The organism is Ferrimonas sp. YIN67, from assembly GCF_057219095.1.
In genome coordinates this window covers 1-22,190 of the sequence record NZ_JBXVVJ010000005.1, presented here as the reverse complement: position 1 = coordinate 22,190, position 22,190 = coordinate 1, and the positions used below count along the sequence as shown (strand labels likewise).

The window sequence follows — 22,190 nt, the reverse complement described above, 5'->3', positions numbered from 1 at the left end:
GTGAATTACCGCTTCTGCGCCACCCGCAGCACTGAGCTGCGGGAGCGTGTATTGTCTTCCACCTCACCTTCGCTGGGCTTGAGCGCCTTGCCCACCAACGTCAGCACCTTGGATCGATCGAGCTCCTCCTGAGTCAGAGGCAGGCCACGAGGCGCCTCGACACCCTGGCTCTGTTTACGCATAAAGCGTTTGACCAGGCGATCTTCCAGAGAGTGGAAGCTGATCACCGACAGGCGCCCCCCCGGGGCCAATGCTTCAACCGCCCCCTGGAGGGCCTTTTCTATCTCTTCCAGCTCACTGTTGATGTACATGCGGATCGCCTGGAAACTGCGGGTCGCCGGATGCTTGCCCATGTCCCGCTTATATTGCGGCGTCATATCTTCGATCAGCTTGGCCAGATGGGCCGTCCGCTCCATCGGCAGCCCTTCGGCGATGTGTTCCTTGATCTTCCGGGCGATGGGCCGGGAAAACTTCTCTTCACCAAAGGTTTTCAATACCCAGGCGATGTCATTCGCTTCGGCACGAGCCAACCACTGGGCGGCGGTTTCCCCTTTGGAGTTATCCATGCGCATATCCAGTGGACCATCCCGCAGGAAACTGAATCCTCGCTCGGCGTCGTCCAACTGGGGCGAAGAAACCCCCAGATCCAGCAGGACACCGTCGATCTGTCCGCTCAGGCCCAGCTCGGTCACGTAGTCGGCGAGGCCGGAAAATGGACCGTGAACGATCTGGAAGCGCGGATCTTTCGCCGCCAACTCCTCTGCCACCGCGATCGCCTGAGGGTCCCGATCGATGCCGATCAATCGCCCCTGAGGCCCCAGTTGCTGGAGGATATGGCGGGAGTGGCCACCACGACCGAAGGTGCCATCGATATAGATCCCGTCCGCTTTCAGCGCCAGGCCGTCGACGGCCTCATCCAGCAGGACGGTGATGTGTTTAAATTGCTCTGCCATCAGAGTGAAAAATCCTGTAGCCGGGGATTATTAAGTATGTCCTGGGGTCCCACCTGCTGGTGAGACTGGGCGATCTCGGTCTGCCATAGTGGCTCGGACCAGATCTCGAACTTGTTTAGCTGGCCTACCAGCATCAAGGGCTTCTCCAGTTGAGCGTATTCACGCAACGGGGCAGACAACAGGAAACGACCGGCCTTGTCCACCACCCCTTCGGTGGCATAACCGAGCAGCAATCGTTTCAGTGCCCGCTCGGCCGGCTGTGTGTCAGAGAGGCCCAGCAGTTTATGCTCGATTCGCTCCCATTCTGGCAGCGGATAGAGCAAAAGGCAGGGGGAATGGAAGTCAACGGTGCAAACCATCTGCCCCTCGCAACAGGCGCGCAGGGGCTCGCGGTACTTGGAGGGTACCGTCAGGCGTCCTTTATCATCCAGTGCAATGGCATTGGCACCACGAAACATAGCGGGCCGTCCTTGTCCTTCCGATCCTAAAAGAGATCCATTTTGATCCACAAACATCCACTTTTTCCCACAACACCTCAGTTTATGGACAGGAAACAAACCTTGTCAACCGAAAGGCCAGCCTTTGAATCTGCCTCAAAGCCCTGTAGCAAAGGAAAAAGTCGCTTTGTGATCAAGGAGTAAGTTCTACTCCACGAATGCCATTTTTCATCTCTGGAAAACGCAAAAACCCGATCCGCAAGGATCGGGTTTTCAACGAAATAGGTTGGAGTTGGCCGATAAGCCGGGTTCTGTCGTGGACAATCATTCCTCTAGGCCTGGGATCGCTCCCAGGCTCAAGCAACCTACCCGCCCCCAACGCGGGCCACGCCAATGGGGGCCTATTTGGTCTTGCTCCGGGTGGAGTTTACCGTGCCACGAACCATTACTGGCCGCGCGGTGCGCTCTTACCGCACCCTTTCACCCTTACCTGTGCACTCCCTAAGGAGGCCATCGGCGGTCTACTCTCTGCTGCACTGGTCGTAGGCTCACGCCTCCCAGGTGTTACCTGGCACCCTGCCCTATGGAGCCCGGACGTTCCTCCCCCTTGCCCGTCTGCTTTATATCCGAAGATCTACCGGCACAACGACAAGGCAGCGATTGCCTAGCCAACTCCAAGGGGCGGAGTATAGCGCCGCAAGGGCAGCGGCTCCAGCTTTCACTGACAGATTGGCCCCCTAGTAGAGACAACCGATGATTAAATCAGCAATCACTCAGCAATCAGCCCTACCAGCCCGCTTCCAGGCCATGTTTGTACAGGGCGTTTTTCTTCACGTCATGGATCTGGGCTGCCAGCGCCGCAGCCTTCTTCAAAGGCAGCTCCTGGCACAGCAGCTGGGTGGTACGCAGCGCTTCAGCAGGCAGGGCATCGCACTGGGCTCGATGGGGCGCAATCATCAACACCATTTCACCCCGGGTACGATTCTCATCTTCCATCAACCAGTCGCGCAACTCACCCACCGGGGCCCCCTTGATGGTTTCAAACGCCTTGGTCAGCTCCCGTGCCAGCACCACCTGGCGCTCAGTCCCCATCACTTCGATCACGGCGGACAGGGTATCGAGCACCCGGCGCGGTGATTCATAGAAGATCATGGTGCGAGGCTCCTCCTGCAGCGCCGTCAGGGTATCGATGCGCGCTTTTTGCTTGGCAGGGAGGAAGCCTTCAAAACAAAAGCGGTCCGAGGGCAAGCCGGCGGCGCACAGGGCTGTCGTCGCCGCACAGGCCCCAGGCAGGGGTACGACGGTAAAACCGGCCTCCCGCACGGCGGTTACCAGGTGATAGCCAGGATCGGAGATCAGCGGCGTTCCCGCATCGGAGACCAGGGCCACACTCTCACCCGCTTCCAGGCGATGGATAATGCTCGCCGCCCGCTGTCGCTCATTATGATCATGCAATGCCATGGTCTTGGTACTGATCCCAAAATGGCTGAGTAACTTACCACTGTGACGCGTGTCCTCACAGCAGATCAGCGATACTCGCTCCAGCACCTCCAGAGCCCGCTGGGTGATATCGCCCAGATTACCGATGGGAGTGGGCACAATATAGAGAACGGGGGCCGAGATCTCAGAAGACATAGAATGGCTTACCTTTAGGGTGGGAATGGTCGATGATTGGTTTACGTTACGCTGGGGGTTAAACTAGCCCCTTCATTCTATCAGACGGGATTGAGCTGGTGAAAAGTCATTATCTTTCTGCACTGCCGTGCCTAACCGGCCGCCCTGCCCGGCACTGGCTGCCAGCCCTGGTGCTGGCCCTGCTGGCCGGTTGTGCCAGTGCTCCGGATGTCCCCATGCAGGACACACAACAGAGCATCGAGCTGGGCCTCGCCCAACAGGGCCCTGGCCACTACCTGAACCTGGCGGATCGCCACCAAGGCGATACGCGCACAGCCTACCTCCTGCTTGCGGCCCGGGCCTACCTGCAACAGGGCCAACAGGCACCGGCCGATAACCTGCTGGATTCCTTGGCCGAGAGTTTGCCCAAGCGCGGGCCTCTCGCCGCCGAGTATCGACTGCTGCGGGCCCGGCAAGCCCTGGAGAGCGGCGACCGCGACGCGGTACTGAGCTGGCTCGATTGGCCCGCCAAGTGGCCGCTGGCCGATAGCCAGTGGCGCGACCGTCACACCCTGCAGATCCGCCTCTACCAACAGAGCGGACAGCCGCTGGAACAAGCCCTGGCTCACCACCAGCTCGGTCGCTATCTGGACCCACAATTGAAACAAGCCAATTGGGACCGGATCTGGGAACTGCTCTCCAGCCAGCACGACGAGGTGCTGCGTGAAGCCATGGGACAAAGCCGGGATAAACAGTGGCGCGCCTGGCTCGAGCTGGCCTGGCTGGCTCAGCACTATGCGGTGCAACCGGCCACCATGCTGTCCGAGCTGGCCCGCTGGCAACGTGCCAATCCAAACCACCCCGCGGCTCGACGTCTGCCATCCGATCTGGAGCAAGCGCTGAACGTCCAACCCTATCGCCCGGCCCAGGTCGCTGTGTTGCTGCCCCTGTCTGGCCAATATGCCAGTCAGGCCCGGGCAATCCAGGAGGGGCTGCTGGCCAACCTGCTGGGCCAAGCGCAGCAGCGGGAGGTGCATTTCTATGACACCTCGGAACAGGCAGTCACCGAGGCCTACCAACAAGCCCTGGATCAGGGTGCCGAGTTCGTGATTGGCCCACTGCTTAAGCCCAACCTGGATGCCCTGCTCGAAGTCTACCAGCAGGAAGTTCCCCTACTCGCCCTCAATGCCGACACTCAGACCCTGCGCCACCCGGATCTCTATTTCTTCTCCCTGGATCCGGAAAGCGAAGCACAACAGGCGGCGGATCGCATGTGGCATCAGGGGCTCGAACGTCCCATGGTGCTGGCCTCACAAAACGCAACCGGTCGCCGCATGGCCGAGCGGTTCGCCGAGCAGTGGCACAGCCATACTGATGTCGAGGTCGAGATCCACTACTTCCAAGGCAACGACGCCATTCGCGACACGGTCCAGCAGGCAATGCATGTTGATCAAAGCCAGGCCAGGATCCAGGAGATCCGCGGCCTGTTTGGTACTGCCACCCAGGCCGATTTCCGCTCCCGTCGGGATATCGATGGGCTCTATCTGGTTGCCAGCAGTGCCGAAGTGCGCCTGCTCAAGCCCTTTGTCGACGTCAACCTGGCGGTATTTGCCGATCCTCTGGCGCTGTACACAAGCAGCCGGGCTCATGGCGAACTGGGCAGTGATCAACAGGCCCAAGAGCTTGATGGACTTCACCTTAGTGACATGCCCTGGCTGTTGAGTGACAATGAGGCCCTCGAACAGGCTTCGGCCCTGTGGCCGGATCGCCCCCTGTCGCTCAAGCGCCTCTATGCCATGGGTTATGACAGCTGGAGCCTGATCGATCGCCTGGCCCAGATGCGGGTCTTTACCGGCTATCGCATGCGAGGTCTGTCGGGTCAGTTGACGGTCGACCCGAATGGCTCGCTGGAGCGTGAACTCAATTGGGCCCGCTATCGCAGCGGTGCGCTGCAACCGGAGTAGCGGGTGACCCGGGCAGACGGGCTAGCGGCAGAGTCCAGGGCCTGCACCTACCTGCAGGCCGAGGGACTGACTCTGCTCGAACGCAATGTCCAGTGCCGTTTCGGTGAACTGGACCTGGTGATGAGCCAGGGGAATTTATTGGTGTTTGTCGAGGTCAAATTCCGTCGACAAAGCCACTATGGCGGAGCGGTTGCGGCCGTTACCACCAGCAAACAGAACAAGTTGCGCCTGACTGCGTCATGGTTTTTGCAGCAACGCGGCTGGGGGGAACGCCCCTGCCGATTTGATGTCCTCGCCATCGACGGGGCATCAATAAATTGGATCAAAAATGCATTTTAAAGAAGGTTACCCTATGTTGGAGCGTATCAAAGAGAGTTTCACCGAGAGCATCCAAACCAAGATCGATGCCCTGGAGAAACTGCCGGAGCCCTTGGAGAAAGCCGCCATGGCGATGGTCAACTGCCTGATGGCCGGGAATAAGATCCTGGCCTGTGGGAACGGCGGCAGCGCCGGGGATGCCCAACACTTCTCCGCCGAACTGCTCAACCGTTTCGAGATTGAGCGCCCTGGCCTGCCGGCCATCGCCCTGTCCACCGATACCTCCACCATCACGGCCATCGCCAATGATTACAGCTATGAGGAGATCTTCTCCAAACAGGTGCGCGCCCTGGGTCAGCCCGGCGATATCCTGCTGGCGATCTCCACCAGCGGTAACTCGGGCAACGTGATCAAGGCGATGGAAGCGGCGGTCAATCGCGACATGACCATCATCGCCCTGACCGGTAAAGATGGCGGCGCCATGGCTGGCCTGCTGAGTGAAAACGACGTGGAGATCCGGGTCCCAAGCAACCGCACCGCACGGATCCAGGAGGTCCACCTGCTGGCCATCCACTGCCTGTGTGACAACATCGATCGCACCCTGTTTCCTGAGGAAGGATAAGTCATGAGGCGCCTGATCCTGAGTCTGCTGCTGATCTCCCAATTGACGGCCTGCGCCGGCGTCGTCATGGTCGGTACCGTTGGCGGCGCAGTCATGCTCAATGATCGCCGCAGCCTGGGCAGCCAGATCGATGACCACGCACTGGAGGTTCGCATGTCCTCAGCCCTGAGGGCACACGAGGATCTGCGCAACCAGACACGGATCAGCGCCATCAGCTTAAATCAGCAGGTCCTGCTGGTGGGCCAGGTACCCAATGACATGCTGCGAGAAAAAGCCGTTAAGGTGATCAGCAATGTGGAAGGGGTGCACACAGTCCATGACCAGCTGAGACGGGGCAGCCCCATCGGCTTTAGTACCGTCAGCTCGGACAGTTGGATCAGCACTAAGGTCAAGAGCCGCATGTTCAGTGACAATGATCTGGATGCCATGCGGATCAAGGTGATCACCGAAAACAGTGAGGTCTTCCTGCTGGGCCTGGTCAAAACCAGTGAAGCGGACCAGGCAGTGGAGATCGCCCGCACCACGGCCGGTGTCCGCAAGGTGATCAAAGTCTTTGAGTATCTCTGATAGCTGTTAGCTGTTAGCTGTTAGCTCACCAGCAATGGTGTAAAAACGCCCCGCTTATGACAAGCGGGGCGTTTTTTATTCTAGCCTCGATTTATCGCGGCATCGGCGGCAGGCCGACGGCATCGTACACCTTGGCCAGGGTCTTGGCAGCGCGCTCACGGGCATTGTCGGCACCGGCCTTCATCACCTCATCCAGGTAGGCCTGATCGGCGCGGATCGCTTTAAAGCGCTGCTGCATCGGCTCCAGCATGGCAACCACGGACTCGGCCGTCGCCACCTTGAGATGGCCGTACATCTTGCCTTCAAACTCCGCCTCGATCTCGGCAAACGACTTACCACTGGTGGCCGAGTAGATGCTCATCAGGTTGGACACCCCCGCCTTGTTCTCGAGATCAAAGCGCACTACCGCCGGATCGTCGGAATCGGTCACTGCCTTCTTGAACTTCTTGGTGATCACCTTGGGATCTTCCAGCAGGCCGATGCGGTTGTTGGCATTGTCATCGGACTTGGACATCTTCTTGGTGGGATCCTGCAGGCTCATCACCCGGGCACCGGTCTGGGGAATATGCGGCTCAGGGATGGCAAACACCTCACCATAGAGATTATTGAAGCGGGTACCGATATCCCGTGCCAGCTCCAGGTGTTGCTTCTGATCGTTGCCCACGGGCACCTCGTTGGTGCCATACAGCAGGATATCGGCCGCCATCAGCACCGGGTAGCTGTACAGGCCGGCGTTGATGTTGTTGGCGTGACGGGCCGACTTGTCCTTGAACTGGGTCATCCGGTTCAACTCTCCCATCTGGGTGTAACAGTTGAGGATCCAGCTCAACTGGGTGTGCTCCTGCACGTGGGACTGCACAAAGACCGTGCTCTTCTTGGGATCGATGCCACAGGCCAGGTACAGGGCCAGGGTATCCATACAGGCATTCCGCAACGCTTGCGGGTCCTGACGCACAGTGATGGCGTGCAGATCGACAATGCAGTACAACGCGTCGTGGGTGTCCTGCAGGTTGACCCACTGACGCAGCGCGCCCATGTAGTTGCCAAGGGTCAGGCCGCCCGAGGGTTGGGCACCACTAAATACGACAGGTTTACTCATTGGATCTCAGTCTCGGTTAACGCCGGCAACAGCGCCAGCAGGTGTTCAAAATTATCCAGTGCATGATCCGGATCCAGGCGCCGAATGTCCAGCCCATAGTTATAGCCGTAACTCAGGCCCACCGTGGCACAGCCAGCCGCCTTGCCCGCCTCGATATCGTTGCGCGAATCGCCCACCATCAACAGCTGCTCCGGCGCCAATTGCCAGCGGCTCAGCAGGGTGGTCAGAGGCAGAGGGTCCGGCTTGCGCCGTGCCAGGCTGTCACCACCGAGCCAGTATTCGAAAGGCTCTGCGATCCCACACTCTTCAAGCAGTTGCGGAACATAGCGGGCTGGCTTATTGGTCACCAGGGCGAGTCGGTAACCACGCTGCTGCAGTTGGCCCAGAGTCGAAGCGACCCCCCTATAGAGCATTTGAGGGCTCGCCCTGTGCTGGCCATAGTGGTGATGAAACCGGGTCAGCGCCTGCTCCAGCACGGCCGGCGCAAGCGCCGGATCCGGTACAACATCATCGGCCAGGGCACGACGCATCAGCATCTCGGCTCCATTGCCGATCCAGCCCAGGGCTTTTTGTGGATCGCAGGCGGGGCGCCCGAGATCCAGCAGTGCCTGGCCCGCCGCCAGTGCAAGGCTGGGCCCGCTGTCCACCAGGGTGCCATCCAGATCAAAGGCAATCGCACGCACTCGAGACAGCGACATCAGACCTTCGCCTGAGCCAGTTCGGCCCGCATCTGGTCGATCACCGCGCGGTAATCCGGCTGGTTAAAGATGGCCGAGCCCGCCACAAACATGTTGGCGCCGGCGGCGGCGATCTCTGCGATGTTCTCCACCTTGACGCCACCGTCGATCTGCAGACGGATGGCACGGCCGCTGGCATCGATGCGCTCGCGCACCGCCCGGATCTTATCCAGGGTTTGGGGAATGAAGGATTGACCGCCAAAGCCTGGATTCACCGACATCAACAGGATCACATCCAGCTTGTCCATCACGTGATCCAGGTAGTGCAACGGCGTCGCCGGATTGAACACCAGCCCCGCCTGGCAACCGCCATCCTTGATCAACTGCAGGGTGCGATCGATATGCTCGGAGGCCTCGGGATGGAAGGTGATGATGGAGGCACCGGCGTCAACAAAATCCGGCACCAGGCGATCCACCGGCTTGACCATCAGGTGCACGTCGATGGGGGCCGTGAGTCCGCGCCGATCCATATCGGCGCGCAGTGCCTGGCAGACCAGGGGGCCTATGGTCAGGTTGGGCACATAGTGATTGTCCATCACGTCGAAATGCACCACATCGGCGCCAGCATTCAGGACCGCGGCAACGTCTTCCCCGAGGCGGGCAAAGTCGGCGGACAAAATCGAAGGGCAGATCAGAAAATCGTTCATTACCATCTCACTTCATGTCGGTTGGGCCCGCCTATGGTAATCGTTTTGCCTTATGGGACCCAAACCCCTTTTTATAACTCGGTTGCAATTTAATTAAACAAAAGTTTAAGGTACTTACACCCCCCAGGTCCTTCCCCGACTGGATGTTGAACGGGCGACAAGCTCAATTTTTTAATGGAATAAGGGATAGGATAATGAAGAAAGTTATTGCGATTAGTGTTCTGGCCGCGCTTGGCTCACTGGCAGCCGTGCCCGCAAAGGCGGAGTTCAGTGGCAACATCGGTGTAACCAGCGACTACCTGTGGCGCGGCGACAGCCAGACCGGCGGTGCCCCCGGGATCTCCGGTGGCCTCGATTATGCCCACGATCTCGGCTTCTACGCCGGCACCTGGGTCTCCAATGTCGACTTTAGCGATGCAGAAGCAGGAGAGTTCGATCCAACCACCTATGAGCTGGATCTCTACGGTGGCTTCGCCGGTGAGGCCGGTGACTTCAGCTACGACGTCGGCTACATCTATTACGCCTACCCCAACAGCGGCAGCGACAACGACCTGGATTTCGGCGAAGTCTACGGTGGCGTCGGCTGGAAATGGTTTGGTGTGAACCTGGCCTATGGCACCAACGAGAAGGCAAGCGAGAAGTTCTATGAGGACGCCCTCTACGTCGAAGGCACTGCCGCCTTTGATCTGACCGACTCCGTCAGCCTGGGCTTTGCCGTCGGTCACTACAGCTTCGATGCCGACAGCGATGAGGACTATGTCAACTACAACGTCTCTCTGACCAAGGCCACGGATCTGGGCGACTTCAGCTTTGTGATCAGCGATACAGACCGTAGCGATTCCGATCCCATCGTCCTGATCTCCTGGGCCTACGGCTTCGACCTGTAACAGGGTAAAGCGATCGCCAGGACACGCTTGATATCACCGCCTCCTATCACCATAGGAGGCGGTGATGTTTTTTGACGGCCGTGGACGCAAGATCTGGATAACGATCGCCATAGCCCTGCTACTGCCTGTGAGCCTGGGCTGGGACTCACTCGCCAACTCGGAGCGGGGCAGTCAGGATCACTCAGAGCAACTGGCGTGGCAACTCTGGCTAGGGGGCAGCGCCAATGGTCAGATCCACTTTGTGGAGTTACTGGAGCTGCTGTACCGATCCTGCAACCAAGGTACCCCATCCCCATGATCCATATTCTGCTCAGCGTCCTGGCCAGCCTGTTTGGCGTACAAAGCGAAGCTCGCCGCCAGGAGGACTTCCAGCAGCGCTCCCCCCTACCCTTTATTCTCACCGGCCTGGGGGTGATCCTGGTGTTTGTCCTGGCCCTGATCGCCCTGGTGCATTGGGTGCTGGCGGCCCACTGATCCCCCTTCCACCCAGGACGTCGCCTGCCGATGGGCGTCAAAAGTGCCAGCGAAGAGTACGCCCGGACAGATGAAGGCCCATAGAAAACGGCACCCTAAGGTGCCGTATTTGCGATGCTGCTGGCCATCACCCTTGCCGACACGCGTCGGGACAATAGAGAGCAAACAACTCGTCGACCTTTTTACGCCCGCCCGCCGTCTGGCTGATGGAGCGCCCCACCTGAAAGCTTTCCAGCTGGGCCTGGTGATACAGCTTGCGGGCCACCGGCGTATCATGATTGCTGATCAAGACCGTCGCACCGCGCTCCTGGGCAGCGGCATAGGCACAGTCCGCCAGCAGCGCCTGATCATCCAGGCTGAACCCACCGGAGGCATAGCTGGTGAAGTTGGCCGTCGTGGAGAGGGGCAGATACGGGGGATCACAGTACACCGCATCGCCGTCACCGGCACGGGCAAAGGCATCGGCATAGCCCTCACAAAAGAAGGTGGCACGCTGCGCTTTCTCGGCAAAAAACCACAACTCTTTCTCCGGAAAATAGGGTTTCTTATAGGAGCCAAACGGCACATTGAACCCACCGGACTTGTTGTAGCGGCACAAGCCATTGTAGCCATAACGGTTGAGGTACAGAAACAGGACGGCGCGGCCAAAACGCTCGTGGGTCTGGTTAAACTCAGCCCGGATCCCGTAATAGGTTTCCTTGTCGTTGTTGGCATCAACAAACCACTTACGCACCTCCGCGATATAGCCATCGGGATCCTGTTGCAGGGTCTGATACAGGCCGATCAGATCCGGGTTGATGTCGCTGAGCAGATAGCGAGTAAAGTCGGTGTTAAGAAACACCGAGCCGGCGCCGACAAAGGGTTCAACCAGACAATCGGCCTCGGGCAACCGGCCAGCGATCTGATCCGCCAGCTTGAATTTGCCGCCTGCCCACTTGAGAAATGCTCTGGATCTCGTCATCTGCCAACCGTTTTCTGCGAAAAGCGGAGATTCTACCCTTGTTGCTGCAGGATCTCAGCCAATTGTTGCTCTTCGGACAGCTCTTTTTGCACCGCTGCCATCGATTTTATGTAGGGGGACAGAGTTCGAGCCTGTTGTGGCAAAGCCTCAATGGCATCCTGGGCGTCCTGACGGCTCTTATAGCCCCCCTGAACCAGCACGTACCAGGGCTGAGGCGAGCGATCAATTCGGTACACTCGCACGCCCTCCCCAAGACCGTGGCTATCAAGAAAGCCCTTGATCAACTCAGGGTAGGAAAACACCGCCAGCTGTAACACATAGCTATCTTCCACCCGCTCCATCAGAGCCATCTCGGTCAGCTCAACCGGTTCGCGCTCCAACTCCGCTTCGGCAAGGCTGCTAGGCTCAAGCACCGGCTCGGCCACCACCTTAAAGTCGTCCCCGGATTCAGCGAGGGGTTCAGCCACAGCGGCCTCAGAGACGATCACAGATCCAGCCTCGGACGCCATGTCCGATGATAGGCTCTCTGGAACCGGCTCCCCCGACTCACCCATTGGAGAAGAGGCCGTCGCTGCAGCCACAGAAGCCGGCTCCCCTGTCCCCGGCTCTGGTGGCAAGGGGGGCCAGGAGCCAGCCAGCAGCTCTTCCAGGCTCGGCCCATTCGAGCCCGCCGGTTCACTCTCCGGCTCCCCTTCGGCGGGGGCGTCGGAGACAATCTCGGGGGCAGGCTCTACGGGGAAGGCCCCACTGGGCAATGCCTCCGGCTGGCGGGGACGGTCCAATCCCCACCAAAGGATCAGTGTTAAGATCAGGATGCTGAGCCCAGCGATGGCATAGCGATGTCCCCGCCCCAGGGCAGAAAGTGGGGGCATCTTCCCCAGCGCAGCGACCAGAGCCACCACGGCCGTTAGGGAGCCGTCGGACTGCTGCAGTTGCCGCTCTACCGCTTCATCATTGACGAAGCGTCGCTTACCCTCTCGGATCACCAGCTGGTTGTAGAGCTTTAATCGTTCACGTAGGGGGGACGCGCCGATCTCCACTGGTAACAATCGGGATGAGACCGATTCGGGCATCTCAACCTGCAACCGCGCTACCAGCGCCGGCTCACAGACCAGGATCAGGGTCAACGGAAGGTTTAGGGCTTTGGCCTCCATGGCCAGGCTGATCAACTCAACCAGCAGGGTGTCTGCCACCAGATGGGCATTATCCACCACCACCAGCATGCGCTGCTGCGGATCCTGGGCCAAGCGTTCAAAGGTATCGGGAAGAGGCTCAAGATTATCGAAGACTGCTTGCGGCAGCAGTTGGCGGATCAAGCGCTCCCTCAGTCGCGCAGGATCCCCCCCTTCGGTGGCGCTCAGATAGGCCTGATTAACGCCCTCACTCTGCTCCAACAGCGTCTGAGCCAGGACAGTTTTGCCCATACCCGATGCACCGTGTAAGAGGAGCAGATGATCACCGTACTCGGTCAGGTAGCGCAGGCGTTCCAGCAGGCTTCGTTGGCCAGGCAGCAGGTCGGAGGGTGCTGCTAGTGCGTTCATAAACCTTGCAGGAAATCTCGCAACTGCTCGCCGGTGACGCTGGAAACCACTTCGGCCCGGCCCAAGGTGATGGGTAAAACCAGACGGATCTGGCCATCCAGTACCTTCTTATCACGGCGCATATGGGGAAGATAGTCGTCGGCACTCATGTCGACAGGGCCGGCGATGGGCAGATCAAACGCCAGGAGCAACGCACAGATCCTATCGACCTCGGTGGCACTCAACCAGCCCAGTTGCTGTGACAACTGTGCCGCCTGAACCATGCCAGCCGACACGGCTTCACCGTGCAGCCAATTGCCATACCCCTGCTCGGCCTCGATGGCATGACCAAAAGTATGTCCCAGGTTCAACAGGGCACGAATATCCTGCTCCGTTTCATCCTGAGCCACCACCTCCGCCTTGATCTCGCAGCAGCGACGCGTCGCATAGATCAGGGCCTCTGTGTCCAACGCCTTAAGTGCTTTGCAATTTTCCTCCAACCAGAGGAAAAAATCCGGATCCCAGAGGATCCCGTATTTGATCACTTCGGCCATGCCGGCGGCGAACTCCCGCGCAGGCAGGGTTGAGAGCGTTGAGGTATCCATCAACACCAGTTCGGGTTGATGGAACGCACCGATCATGTTCTTGCCCAGTGGATGGTTAACCGCCGTTTTTCCTCCCACGGAGGAGTCTACCTGGGCCAACAGAGTGGTAGGGATCTGAACGAAAGGCACCCCGCGTTGGAAACAGGCTGCGGCAAATCCAACCATATCACCGATCACACCGCCGCCCAGGGCAACAAAAGCACAATCACGGCTCAAGTCCAACTCCAGCGCCCGGGCGAAGATCCGCTCCAGGGTCGCCAATGTCTTATGGGCTTCGCCATCGGGGAGCACCAAGGTCTCGACCTGCTTGCCGGCCTGAGCCAAAAGATCACAGGTCGCCTGCAGATACAGTGGGGCTACCACCTCATTGGTGATCACCAACAGGCGTCGCGGCTTGATGGCGGCCAGCCAGGTAGCACCGTCCGCCAACAGGCCAGGCGCGATTAATATGGGGTAGCTGCGCTTCCCCAGTTGTACGTCAATCCGTTCCATGGTGCTCTAATCCCGACTAACCGCTTAAAAACCCAGGCGTTCGATGATCTCGTTGGCCACAACCTTGGCGCTCTGATCATCGGTACGGACCACCAGATCTGCCACCTCTTCGTACATCGGGTTGCGTTCCTCGGCCAGTTTTTCAAGCACTTCACGAGGCTCGTCCACCTGTAACAGAGGGCGACGCTTGTCACGCTGAGTACGTGCAACCTGCTTCTCAATGGTGGTTTCCAGATACACCACGATCCCGCGGGCAGAAAGGCGATTTCGCACCTCTTTGCTGATCACAGAGCCACCACCGGTAGCCAGGACAATGCCCTGCTTTTCGGTCAGATCGGTAATAACGCGAGCTTCGCGCTTACGGAATCCCTCTTCACCTTCAACATCGAAGACCCAGGCGATATCGGCACCGCTGCGGGCCTCGATCTCGTGGTCGGAGTCAAAAAAGTCCAGGTGAAGCATTTGCGCGAGGTGTCGGCCAATGGTGCTCTTACCGGCACCCATGGGACCAATCAGAAAAATATTTCTTTTTTCAGCCATTTCTACTGTCGAGTTATTTAAAAAAAACTAAGCTAGCGACCACCGAAGCGGCGGCGGAAGAATACCCACTTTGACGCTAATTTTGGTGGCCGATTATCGCAGGGAAAAGCGCTGCAAAGCAATAGAAGCGGCAATTGAGCGGCCTCTATTAAGCGTTAAAGCTGCTCAGTGACGATCTTAGGTGTCACAAAAATCAGTAACTCTTTCTTCTCGGTAAAGTCCGTGGTGTTACGGAAAAGCCAGCCAAGATACGGAATATCGCCCAATATCGGCACCTTGGAAACCGTATTCAACTGCTGCTGTTGAAAGATCCCACCCAGCACAATGGTCTCACCATTTCGAGCCAATACCTGAGTGGAGATCCTCTGGGTATCGATGGCCGTCGCCGGGCCGGTAGCCGTCTGCACCGTTTCCCCACGAGTATCCTGGGTCACGGTCAGATCCAGGACAATACGGTTGTCCGGAGTGATCTGGGGCTTCACCGTCAACCCCAGCACCGCCTTCTTAAACTCCACCGAGGTAGCACCGCTGGAAGTCGATTGAACAAAGGGGATCTCCACCCCCTGCTCAATAAAGGCGGTAAACTGATTCGCCGTGGTCAACCTCGGACTGGCGATGATTTCACCCTTGTTTTCTCGCTCAAGCGCCGACAACTCCAGATCCAGCAGAGTCCCGTCACCCAGCTTCGCCACATGAAACGCAATGCTACCGGCTGGTTCCGCTACGGGGAGGTTCACATTCAGCCTGTCGCCAATGGCTGGCACAATGCCATTGCTGATATCGACAGCCCCTTCCAGGGAGCCAGCGCTCCCTCGGTCTCCTTGTTGATCCGAGATCCCCCACCGGATCCCCAGCTCTTCATTGAGATTGTCGCGAATGGTGACCATGCGAGACTCAATAACGACCTGCTTTATTGGCACATCCAGCACTTCAATCAGGCGATATACGTCTTCGAGTCGCTGAGCCGTATCCTGGATCAACAGGGTGTTGGTACGTTCATCGACCGAAACAGACCCCCGCTCCGACAACAAACTGCCTGCTTCACCACTGAGTAAAGCGGCGATATCTCCGGCCTTGGCATAATTGATTTGAAGGTATTCCGAGAACAGGGGCACGACCTCTCGCTTGTCCTGTTCATCCTGAAGCCGCTGGCGCTCCTGGTCAGCCAACTCCTCCCGAGGAGCCACCAATAAGATGTTACCTTCGATGCGCTTATCCAAGCCGCTGATCTTTAGAATCATTTCGAGTGCCTGATCCCACGGAACATCATCCAGATGCAAGGTGAGATTACCCGCAACCGTGTCCGTCGTGACCAGGTTAAAGTCGTTGTGCTCGGCAATGACCTGCAACACGCTGCGCACCGGGATATCCTGAAAGTTCATGGATAACCGGCTACCACTATAGGTCGGTGCAACGCCGTCAGATTGAGCCTTGCCAGGCGTTACCGAGACAATGAACTGGGTACCGTCCTGATAGTGCTCGTAATCGAATGCCCGCCCTCCCATATTCAAAGAGACTGAAGTTTGTTCCGATTTAGCAAAGGTTTCGAAGGCCACCACCTGAGTATTAAAGTCCTCAACATTCACCACATACAGTAGCTCTGACGGTAGCTGAGTATTGTAAAAATCCACCATCAACTCGGCTCCACGCCGCTGCAGATTGACCGCAACCGCCTTATGAGAAAGCGTCAACACCAGCTCCCCCCGCCCCTCTTTACCACGGCGAAAATCGATCGCTTCAATCCGGTTTAGCGCTCTTGTCGACATCACCTTGGAAGATTGCCCCCCCAACGTCAGGTAAAAACGCTTTCCCTCCACTCGAGTGGCATAAGGCATGGGCTGGGCAAGCGTCGTTGATACCACTAGCGCCTGATCCGTTTGCGCCAAATCCAGGCGTTTCACCCCTGCCTTATCAATCTCTATGCTTGTCGATGCCATCTCATGGGTACTGGCATCGAAACTCAACACCACCCCTGCGGGCTGGGCCGATAAATGCACTTTAGGCTCGGGTACCTGAGCATCAAACACAAACTCCAGTTCGACTTGATCGCCCGCCCCGGCCTGGTAGCGTAGATCCGTCAGGGTCGCCGCCAGCGTCGAACCGCTCATCAGGATCAAAGCCAAGAACCCGATCAGGCCGAGTGTTCCGTGTGCCATACGTCCGTGCATGGATAATTTCCTTGATGATTATGGATTGATCATGGCCAGCTGGCTGTTCCGAGTACGCCAACACCCCCGCGCATCCGGGATCCACTCTTCTATCTGAATACGGTCGGCACGGATCGCCGTGATCCTGCCGTGATACAGCCCCAAATGATCCCCAATGGCCACCTTATGCAGGCGCCCGTCGCCAGAGCCCAATAACGCCCACTGCAGGCCGGCTTCACTGATCACCCCTTTGAGCAGGAAACTGTCCAGGGCATAGGCTTCGAGTCGGCTTTTGTCCCGCTGTAGATCCGGGCTTGGGCAGTTCTCCGCGACCGCCCCCGAACGCTCCGATACCGGAGCAGACTCGGCGATAAAGGGGCTACGCAGCTGGGCCGCCTCATAAGCCACTCGCGTAATTGCCAAGGGGATGGGCTCCGGCTCTTCAAATGGAACCGGGGTCGCCTGGATCTCCGCCACATACTGTCGAAGATCCGAAACGCCTCCACCACAGCTGGCAAGGCCAAGTAACAGCAGTCCACTCAAGATCTTTTTCATGGCACTGGGTCCATCGCGTCCGGTGAAAAACGGTAGGTCTTGGCCGTTACCGACATGCCCAATCGCCCCTCTTCTCGACGCAACACGAAGTCGTGTAAGCTGACAATCCTGGGTAAGGCCGCCACACCGGCGGAAAAAGCCCCAAAATCGTGATACCCCCCATTAAGCTGGATATCAATGGGGATCTCAACATAGAAGGTTTGCGCCTGCTCGGGCTGCCAGTCGAGACTCCGAATCGCCAAACTGGCGTCCGTGGCCAGGAAGGTCACTGAGTCCAGCAACCCCGGCATCTCATCGGCGGTTGGCAACATGGTAAGCATCTGTTCCAGCTCTTGGGTCATCTTCTCCAGACGCGCCTGGTATTGGGGCAAGTGCGTGCCAATGCGATACTTGCGTTCAAACTCCTGCTTTAGCTCCCCCTCTTTTCGCTCCAGAGCCCCAAGCTGCTGCTGATCCCCCTTCAGGACAAGGAAGTAGCCTAGGATCAGGATCATCAATACCAGCAATCCCCCTAAGCCATTTCGCACCCAGAGGGGCCAGCGACCGACATTATCAAAGTCCAATTCATTGAGCTGACTCAGATCCATCTTCAATCCTCACTCGAGGCGCTGTGGGGGATAATCGGGCCATCAACAACCACCAACTCCAACTTGAAGGCATGCATTCGCTGTGTCAATGCATCCGCTGCAACAATTCGGCGGATCCTGGGCTCTGCCAGCCGGGGGGAGGCCTCGACCTGTCGCATGATGTTGGCCAACTGATTGTTGGAGTCACAGTACCCCTCCAAAGATACCTTGGAGCCCTTGACCTCCAGTTGGGTCAAAGTCACTCCCGGCACCATCACCCGGGCCAGCTCATTGAGGATCTGGACTGGCAGGTGACGCTGGCGCTGCAAAGCCCTGATCACCTCGATCCGCTGAAGCAACGAGGCTTCCTCCTCCTTAATACGATTGATCTGCGCGATCTGGGCATCGACTTTATGGATCTCAGCCTGCAAGTAATCGTTTCGCTCTCCCTGCGCTCCCTGCAGGTGGAGCAACAGCAGGTGCACAAAAAAGACCAACAGGACCCCACCCAATGCCACGCCGCCCATCGCGACAGCAAAACGCTGCTTAGCACGCTGGCGCTGGGCTTCACGCCAGGGCAGAAGATTCAGATGTGGCACGGTTCGAAACTCCTCAGGGCCAGGCCGCAGGCGACCATGTAGCTGGCAATATCAGTACCAACCCGGTCACGAATGGCTTGATCGCCCCCAAGCCCGGCGGCAAAGGGGTCGGCTAGGAAAACCGGAAGCGAGAGCGCATTGCACAACTCATCACATAACCCCTCAATGCGAGCACTGCCCCCCGACAGGACCAGACAATCCACCGGGCGCGAATAGCCGGCATTGGCAAATAATTGAAAAGTACGTCGGATCTGCTGTACCAGCTGAGCCTGGAAGGGAGCCAGGACCTCGAGTATATAGTTAGGAGGCAATTCTCCCCCCACTTTTGCGCGCTCAGCCTCCTCCTGGCTCATGCCATAGTAACCGAGGATCGCCTGGGTATATTGCTCGCCCCCGAAGGCTTGCTCCCGCACAAAGCGGGTTTCCCCGTCGACCACCAGGGCAAAAGTGGTCATGCTGGCTCCCAGGTCCACCAAGGCCACCACCCGGTTGGCCGGATCACCAGGCAGAGCCGGGGCCACCAACTGGTAGCTTCGACCGAGCGCATAGCCCTCAACGTCGATCACCTTGCTCTGTAATCCGGCGGCACTCAACGCCTCGACTCTGCCCTCGACATCGTCGGAACGACAGGCCGCCAGCAGGATCTCCACCTTATGACCCTCGTCCAGGGTCCGCAGGCGTTCGAAATCGATATTAACGTCTTCAAGGGGGGAAGGGATCAGACTGTCGGCTTCGATCTCGATCTGGGCCTCGAGCTCCTCTTCGGACAGCTCTGCGTCCATCTGGATCACCTTGGTCATCACGGTCGAACCGCTGACCGAGGCAGCGCCAAATCGGGTGTCACCGGGAAGCTGGGCTCGGATCCGGCGCATCGCCTCCGCCACGGCATCGGGCTCGCGGATCTCCCTGTCCACCACCGCCCCCCGGGGCAAAGGCGCCTTGGCGATCCCGGCAAGTTGAATACCGCCTTGTACCTGGTGAAGCAAAACGGCCTTCACTTCCTGGGTACCGATATCTACGCCCACCAGGCTCGGGAGGCTCGGCTTAAACCATTTTGCCCACATCTTCCCTGTCCCACTATCACTCCATAATCCTTAGAATGAACCAGATATATGCATTCAATCAAATTTTCAGACACATAATATTTACTCGCCCCCTTATTCAGCCGTCTTTTTGAGCCGTGGTTTGCAGGGTATACTTGCGGGTTAATCATCACATGCGAGGAAAGATTCTGAGTGAAGTGGTTTAAACGCCTGATGGCGACTTTTGCGGTGTTAGCCGTGCTGGGTGCCGCCGCGGTCGCAGGCCTTTATGCCTGGATCGCCCCCACCTTGCCCGATGTCGAGACATTGAAAACGGTCCAGCTGCAGACCCCGATGCGGGTCTACAGTGCCGATGGACAACTGATCTCCCAGTTTGGGGAGAAACGCCGGATCCCCGTCCAGATCGACGAGGTTCCCAAGCCGCTGATCCACGCCTTCCTGGCAACGGAGGATGCGCGCTTTTATGAACATTACGGTGTCGACCCTATCGGCCTGATCCGGGCGGCCGTGGCCGTCGCCACCTCGGGCAGTAAGGTGCAGGGAGCCAGTACCATCACCATGCAGGTGGCCCGAAACTTCTTCCTGACCCGGGAGAAGACTTACGACCGCAAGATCCGTGAGATCTTCCTTGCCCTGGAGATCGAGCGCGTCCTGAGCAAAGATGAGATCCTCGAGCTTTACCTTAATCGAAGCTTTCTGGGTAACCGCGCCTACGGCGTCGGTGCCGCCGCCCAAGTCTATTACGGTAAAGAGCTGTCCCAACTGACACTGCCAGAGATGGCGATGCTGGCTGGCCTGCCTCAGGCACCATCGGCCAACAACCCCATCCGTAACCCCAACAGTGCTCGCTCCCGCCGTAATACCGTACTGTGGCGCATGAGGGACACGGGTTTTATCTCCGAAAGCGAATATCAGGAAGCGCGCGAGGCACCGATCACCGCCCGCTACCATGGGGCCGAGATCCAACTGTATGCACCTTACCTGGCCGAAATGGTGCGCGATCACATGGTTGCGCTCTATGGAGAGGAAGCAGCCTACACCCAGGGCTTTGATATCTATACCACCGCCAACGCTGCCACTCAGGAAGCGGCGCAACGGGCCATGTTGGACAATATCTTTGCCTACGACACTCGCCACGGATACCGTGGTCCCATGGCCCAGCTCTGGGATCCCCAGGCCGCCCCACAAGCTGCAGAGGATGACGGCGAAGCCACAGGTCCCGCCTGGGAGCCGGAGCAGATTGTTGCTCACCTTAAAGGTGTTCGCCGCTACCGGGATATCCATCCAGCCGTGGTGCTGACAGTCGAGAACAAGAGCGCCGATGTGATGACCGCCCAAGGCGAGACCATCACCCTCCCCTGGGAGGGGATCAACTGGGGTCGGGAATACATCAGCGATACCCGCCAGGGCTCCGCCCCGAAACAGGCTGCCGATGTACTCAACGAAGGAGAGCAGATCTGGATCCGCCAATTTGACGGTCACTGGTGGCTGGCTCAGATCCCAGACGTGAGTAGCGCCTTTGTTGCACTCAACCCCAATGATGGGGCGATTGAGGCCTTGGTCGGCGGCTATGATTTTGGGCAAAGCCAATACAACCGGGTGACCCAGGCCAAGCGTCAACTCGGCTCCAACATCAAGCCTTTCCTCTACTCTGCAGGACTGGAGCATGACTACACCTTGGCGACCCTGATCAACAATGCCCCCATCACTCAGTGGGATCGCAGCCAGGGTACCGCGTGGCGGCCACGCAACTCACCGGACGTCTACACGGGCCCAACCCGGGCCCGTCAAGGCCTGGCCCAATCCATCAACGTGATGGCGGTTCGAATGATCCGGGAAGTGGGTGTTGAGAACTTCGTTAATCACGCAGTGAAATTCGGTTTCGATCGAGCGGATCTGTCACCCAATGAGTCTCTGGCACTGGGATCCGCTTCTGCTACCCCACTGGAGAATGCCCGAGGTTTTGCCGTGTTCAGCAACGGCGGTTACCTGATCGATCCCTACTTTATCGAACGGATCGAGGACAGCGACGGCCAAGTGATCTTCCAGCATCAGGCCAAGATCGTCTGCCCCGACTGCGAGGAGGCCCTGGCCAATGCAGTACCGGAAGACGCTGAGCCGGCGCTGGGGAACCAGTGCCCCTGGCCTGCCGAGTTGCTGGCCAAGCGGGTGATCAGTGAACAGAACGCCTTCCTGATCAAGCAGACCATGCAGTCTGTGATCTGGGGTGGCGGTGACTGGAATGCTGGCACCGGCTGGAATGGCACCGCCTGGCGAGCGGCTCGCCTGCTCAAGCGGCGGGATATTGGGGGCAAGACAGGGACCACCAACGATGCTCGAGACACCTGGTTCTCCGGCTACGCCCCGGATCTGGTGGCTACCGCCTGGATGGGTTTCGACGATCACAGTCGCCTGCTGGGGCGTACCAGTTGGAACGCCCATGGGCCACAAGATCAGATCACCGCAGGGGAATCTGGCGCCAAAACCGCGGGTCCCGCGTGGAACCACTTTATGAAGATGGTCCTTGAAGGGGTTCCGGAGAAGCGTTACAGCGTGCCCGAAGGGATCGTAACCGCCCGGATCGATCTGGAAAGCGGCAAGCTCTCCACCCGTACCGACGCCAGCAGTCGATTCGAGTACTTTATCGACGGTACGGTGCCGACCGAGATCGCCGACAGCACGCCGGAGGAGTCCAATATCTTCGAGGATGAGCTGTCGGAAGAGCTGTTTTGATCGGACTTCGCCCGATAGCTGATAGCTGATAGCTGATAGCTGATAGCTGATAGCTGATAGCTGATAGCTGATAGCTGATAGCTGATAGCTGATAGCTGATAGCTGATAGC

Annotated in this window: 23 protein-coding genes and 1 other RNA gene; 8 read left to right on the top strand and 16 right to left on the bottom strand. The window is 58.4% G+C overall.

Translation table 11 applies throughout. The features are described 5' to 3' along the window. Positions 1 to 5 precede the first annotated feature (5 nt). The 4 genes from rsmH to rsmI all read right to left on the bottom strand — a co-directional run bounded on the left by rsmH (position 6) and on the right by rsmI (position 3,025). Entirely contained in the window at positions 6 to 953 is a 948-nt protein-coding gene (rsmH, locus tag AC2D8U_RS11965; protein WP_484619294.1) for a 16S rRNA (cytosine(1402)-N(4))-methyltransferase RsmH, read from the bottom strand. Beyond that, complete coding sequence (mraZ, locus tag AC2D8U_RS11960) at positions 953 to 1,411, bottom strand: division/cell wall cluster transcriptional repressor MraZ (RefSeq protein ID WP_484619293.1); 459 nt, start codon at positions 1,409 to 1,411, stop codon at positions 953 to 955. The genes rsmH and mraZ overlap by 1 nt, the downstream gene beginning before the upstream one ends. A gap of 263 nt (positions 1,412 to 1,674) precedes the next feature. Then, positions 1,675 to 2,066: RNase P RNA component class A (gene rnpB, locus AC2D8U_RS11955), an RNA gene on the bottom strand. Between the two features lie 110 nt (positions 2,067 to 2,176). Beyond that, a complete protein-coding gene (rsmI, locus tag AC2D8U_RS11950; RefSeq protein WP_484619292.1) occupies positions 2,177 to 3,025 on the bottom strand; it encodes a 16S rRNA (cytidine(1402)-2'-O)-methyltransferase in 849 nt (282 codons plus the stop codon). A 98-nt stretch (positions 3,026 to 3,123) separates the two neighbouring features. Between rsmI and AC2D8U_RS11945 the strand changes: the two genes are divergently transcribed. The 4 genes from AC2D8U_RS11945 to dolP are packed head-to-tail and all read left to right on the top strand — an operon-like array spanning position 3,124 to position 6,475. Continuing rightward, on the top strand, positions 3,124 to 4,968 hold the full coding sequence (locus AC2D8U_RS11945; protein WP_484619291.1) for a penicillin-binding protein activator: 1,845 nt from the start codon (positions 3,124 to 3,126) through the stop codon (positions 4,966 to 4,968). Positions 4,969 to 4,971: 3 nt separating this feature from the next. Further along, a complete protein-coding gene (locus AC2D8U_RS11940) occupies positions 4,972 to 5,307 on the top strand; it encodes a YraN family protein (RefSeq protein ID WP_484619290.1) in 336 nt (111 codons plus the stop codon). 13 nt (positions 5,308 to 5,320) lie between these two features. Further along, complete coding sequence (locus AC2D8U_RS11935) at positions 5,321 to 5,908, top strand: phosphoheptose isomerase (RefSeq protein ID WP_484619538.1); 588 nt, start codon at positions 5,321 to 5,323, stop codon at positions 5,906 to 5,908. Between the two features lie 3 nt (positions 5,909 to 5,911). Next, positions 5,912 to 6,475 carry a division/outer membrane stress-associated lipid-binding lipoprotein gene (gene dolP / locus AC2D8U_RS11930; protein ID WP_484619289.1) on the top strand — a complete coding sequence of 188 codons (564 nt, stop codon included), beginning with the start codon at positions 5,912 to 5,914 and terminating at the stop codon, positions 6,473 to 6,475. 91 nt (positions 6,476 to 6,566) lie between these two features. Here dolP and trpS read toward each other — a convergent pair whose 3' ends face one another. Genes trpS through rpe form a run of 3 tightly spaced genes read right to left on the bottom strand, consistent with a single transcriptional unit; the run spans position 6,567 to position 8,958 of the window. Beyond that, positions 6,567 to 7,574, bottom strand: a complete 1,008-nt coding sequence (gene trpS / locus AC2D8U_RS11925) for a tryptophan--tRNA ligase (protein WP_484619288.1) — start codon at positions 7,572 to 7,574, stop codon at positions 6,567 to 6,569. After that, on the bottom strand, positions 7,571 to 8,272 hold the full coding sequence (locus AC2D8U_RS11920; RefSeq protein ID WP_484619287.1) for a phosphoglycolate phosphatase: 702 nt from the start codon (positions 8,270 to 8,272) through the stop codon (positions 7,571 to 7,573). Before AC2D8U_RS11920 ends, trpS begins: the two co-directional genes overlap by 4 nt. Continuing rightward, on the bottom strand, positions 8,272 to 8,958 hold the full coding sequence (gene rpe / locus AC2D8U_RS11915) for a ribulose-phosphate 3-epimerase (RefSeq protein WP_484619286.1): 687 nt from the start codon (positions 8,956 to 8,958) through the stop codon (positions 8,272 to 8,274). Before rpe ends, AC2D8U_RS11920 begins: the two co-directional genes overlap by 1 nt. Positions 8,959 to 9,152: 194 nt before the next feature. On the opposite strand from rpe, the gene AC2D8U_RS11910 reads away from it, so the two are divergent. The 3 genes from AC2D8U_RS11910 (at position 9,153) to AC2D8U_RS11900 (ending at position 10,319) form a co-directional block, all read left to right on the top strand. Further along, complete coding sequence (locus AC2D8U_RS11910) at positions 9,153 to 9,845, top strand: TorF family putative porin (RefSeq protein ID WP_484619285.1); 693 nt, start codon at positions 9,153 to 9,155, stop codon at positions 9,843 to 9,845. Positions 9,846 to 9,909: 64 nt separating this feature from the next. Then, positions 9,910 to 10,143 carry a hypothetical protein gene (locus AC2D8U_RS11905; RefSeq protein WP_484619284.1) on the top strand — a complete coding sequence of 78 codons (234 nt, stop codon included), beginning with the start codon at positions 9,910 to 9,912 and terminating at the stop codon, positions 10,141 to 10,143. Then, positions 10,140 to 10,319, top strand: coding sequence for a DUF2970 domain-containing protein (locus tag AC2D8U_RS11900; protein WP_484619283.1), 180 nt, complete (start codon positions 10,140 to 10,142; stop codon positions 10,317 to 10,319). Before AC2D8U_RS11905 ends, AC2D8U_RS11900 begins: the two co-directional genes overlap by 4 nt. A 127-nt stretch (positions 10,320 to 10,446) precedes the next feature. On the opposite strand, the gene AC2D8U_RS11895 is transcribed toward AC2D8U_RS11900, so the two are convergent. The 9 genes from AC2D8U_RS11895 to pilM all read right to left on the bottom strand — a co-directional run bounded on the left by AC2D8U_RS11895 (position 10,447) and on the right by pilM (position 19,368). Beyond that, the gene (locus AC2D8U_RS11895) at positions 10,447 to 11,280 is read right to left on the bottom strand and encodes a Dam family site-specific DNA-(adenine-N6)-methyltransferase (protein ID WP_484619282.1); all 834 of its coding nucleotides are present in this window, start codon (positions 11,278 to 11,280) and stop codon (positions 10,447 to 10,449) included. Between the two features lie 32 nt (positions 11,281 to 11,312). Next, entirely contained in the window at positions 11,313 to 12,821 is a 1,509-nt protein-coding gene (locus AC2D8U_RS11890) for an AAA family ATPase (protein ID WP_484619281.1), read from the bottom strand. Next, positions 12,818 to 13,897, bottom strand: coding sequence for a 3-dehydroquinate synthase (gene aroB, locus AC2D8U_RS11885; RefSeq protein ID WP_484619280.1), 1,080 nt, complete (start codon positions 13,895 to 13,897; stop codon positions 12,818 to 12,820). Before aroB ends, AC2D8U_RS11890 begins: the two co-directional genes overlap by 4 nt. Before the next feature lie 24 nt (positions 13,898 to 13,921). After that, the gene (gene aroK / locus AC2D8U_RS11880; protein ID WP_484619279.1) at positions 13,922 to 14,437 is read right to left on the bottom strand and encodes a shikimate kinase AroK; all 516 of its coding nucleotides are present in this window, start codon (positions 14,435 to 14,437) and stop codon (positions 13,922 to 13,924) included. Between the two features lie 155 nt (positions 14,438 to 14,592). Beyond that, positions 14,593 to 16,605, bottom strand: coding sequence for a type IV pilus secretin PilQ (locus AC2D8U_RS11875; protein ID WP_484619278.1), 2,013 nt, complete (start codon positions 16,603 to 16,605; stop codon positions 14,593 to 14,595). A gap of 18 nt (positions 16,606 to 16,623) precedes the next feature. Continuing rightward, positions 16,624 to 17,139: a pilus assembly protein PilP gene (locus AC2D8U_RS11870; protein ID WP_484619277.1), complete on the bottom strand. Its 516-nt coding sequence runs from the start codon at positions 17,137 to 17,139 to the stop codon at positions 16,624 to 16,626. Further along, complete coding sequence (locus AC2D8U_RS11865; protein ID WP_484619276.1) at positions 17,136 to 17,726, bottom strand: type IV pilus inner membrane component PilO; 591 nt, start codon at positions 17,724 to 17,726, stop codon at positions 17,136 to 17,138. The genes AC2D8U_RS11870 and AC2D8U_RS11865 overlap by 4 nt, the downstream gene beginning before the upstream one ends. A gap of 2 nt (positions 17,727 to 17,728) precedes the next feature. Continuing rightward, positions 17,729 to 18,304, bottom strand: coding sequence for a PilN domain-containing protein (locus AC2D8U_RS11860; RefSeq protein WP_484619275.1), 576 nt, complete (start codon positions 18,302 to 18,304; stop codon positions 17,729 to 17,731). Then, on the bottom strand, positions 18,292 to 19,368 hold the full coding sequence (gene pilM, locus AC2D8U_RS11855) for a type IV pilus assembly protein PilM (protein WP_484619274.1): 1,077 nt from the start codon (positions 19,366 to 19,368) through the stop codon (positions 18,292 to 18,294). Before pilM ends, AC2D8U_RS11860 begins: the two co-directional genes overlap by 13 nt. Positions 19,369 to 19,539: 171 nt before the next feature. On the opposite strand from pilM, the gene AC2D8U_RS11850 reads away from it, so the two are divergent. Then, the gene (locus tag AC2D8U_RS11850) at positions 19,540 to 22,080 is read left to right on the top strand and encodes a penicillin-binding protein 1A (RefSeq protein WP_484619273.1); all 2,541 of its coding nucleotides are present in this window, start codon (positions 19,540 to 19,542) and stop codon (positions 22,078 to 22,080) included. The last annotated feature ends 110 nt before the right edge of the window (positions 22,081 to 22,190 follow it).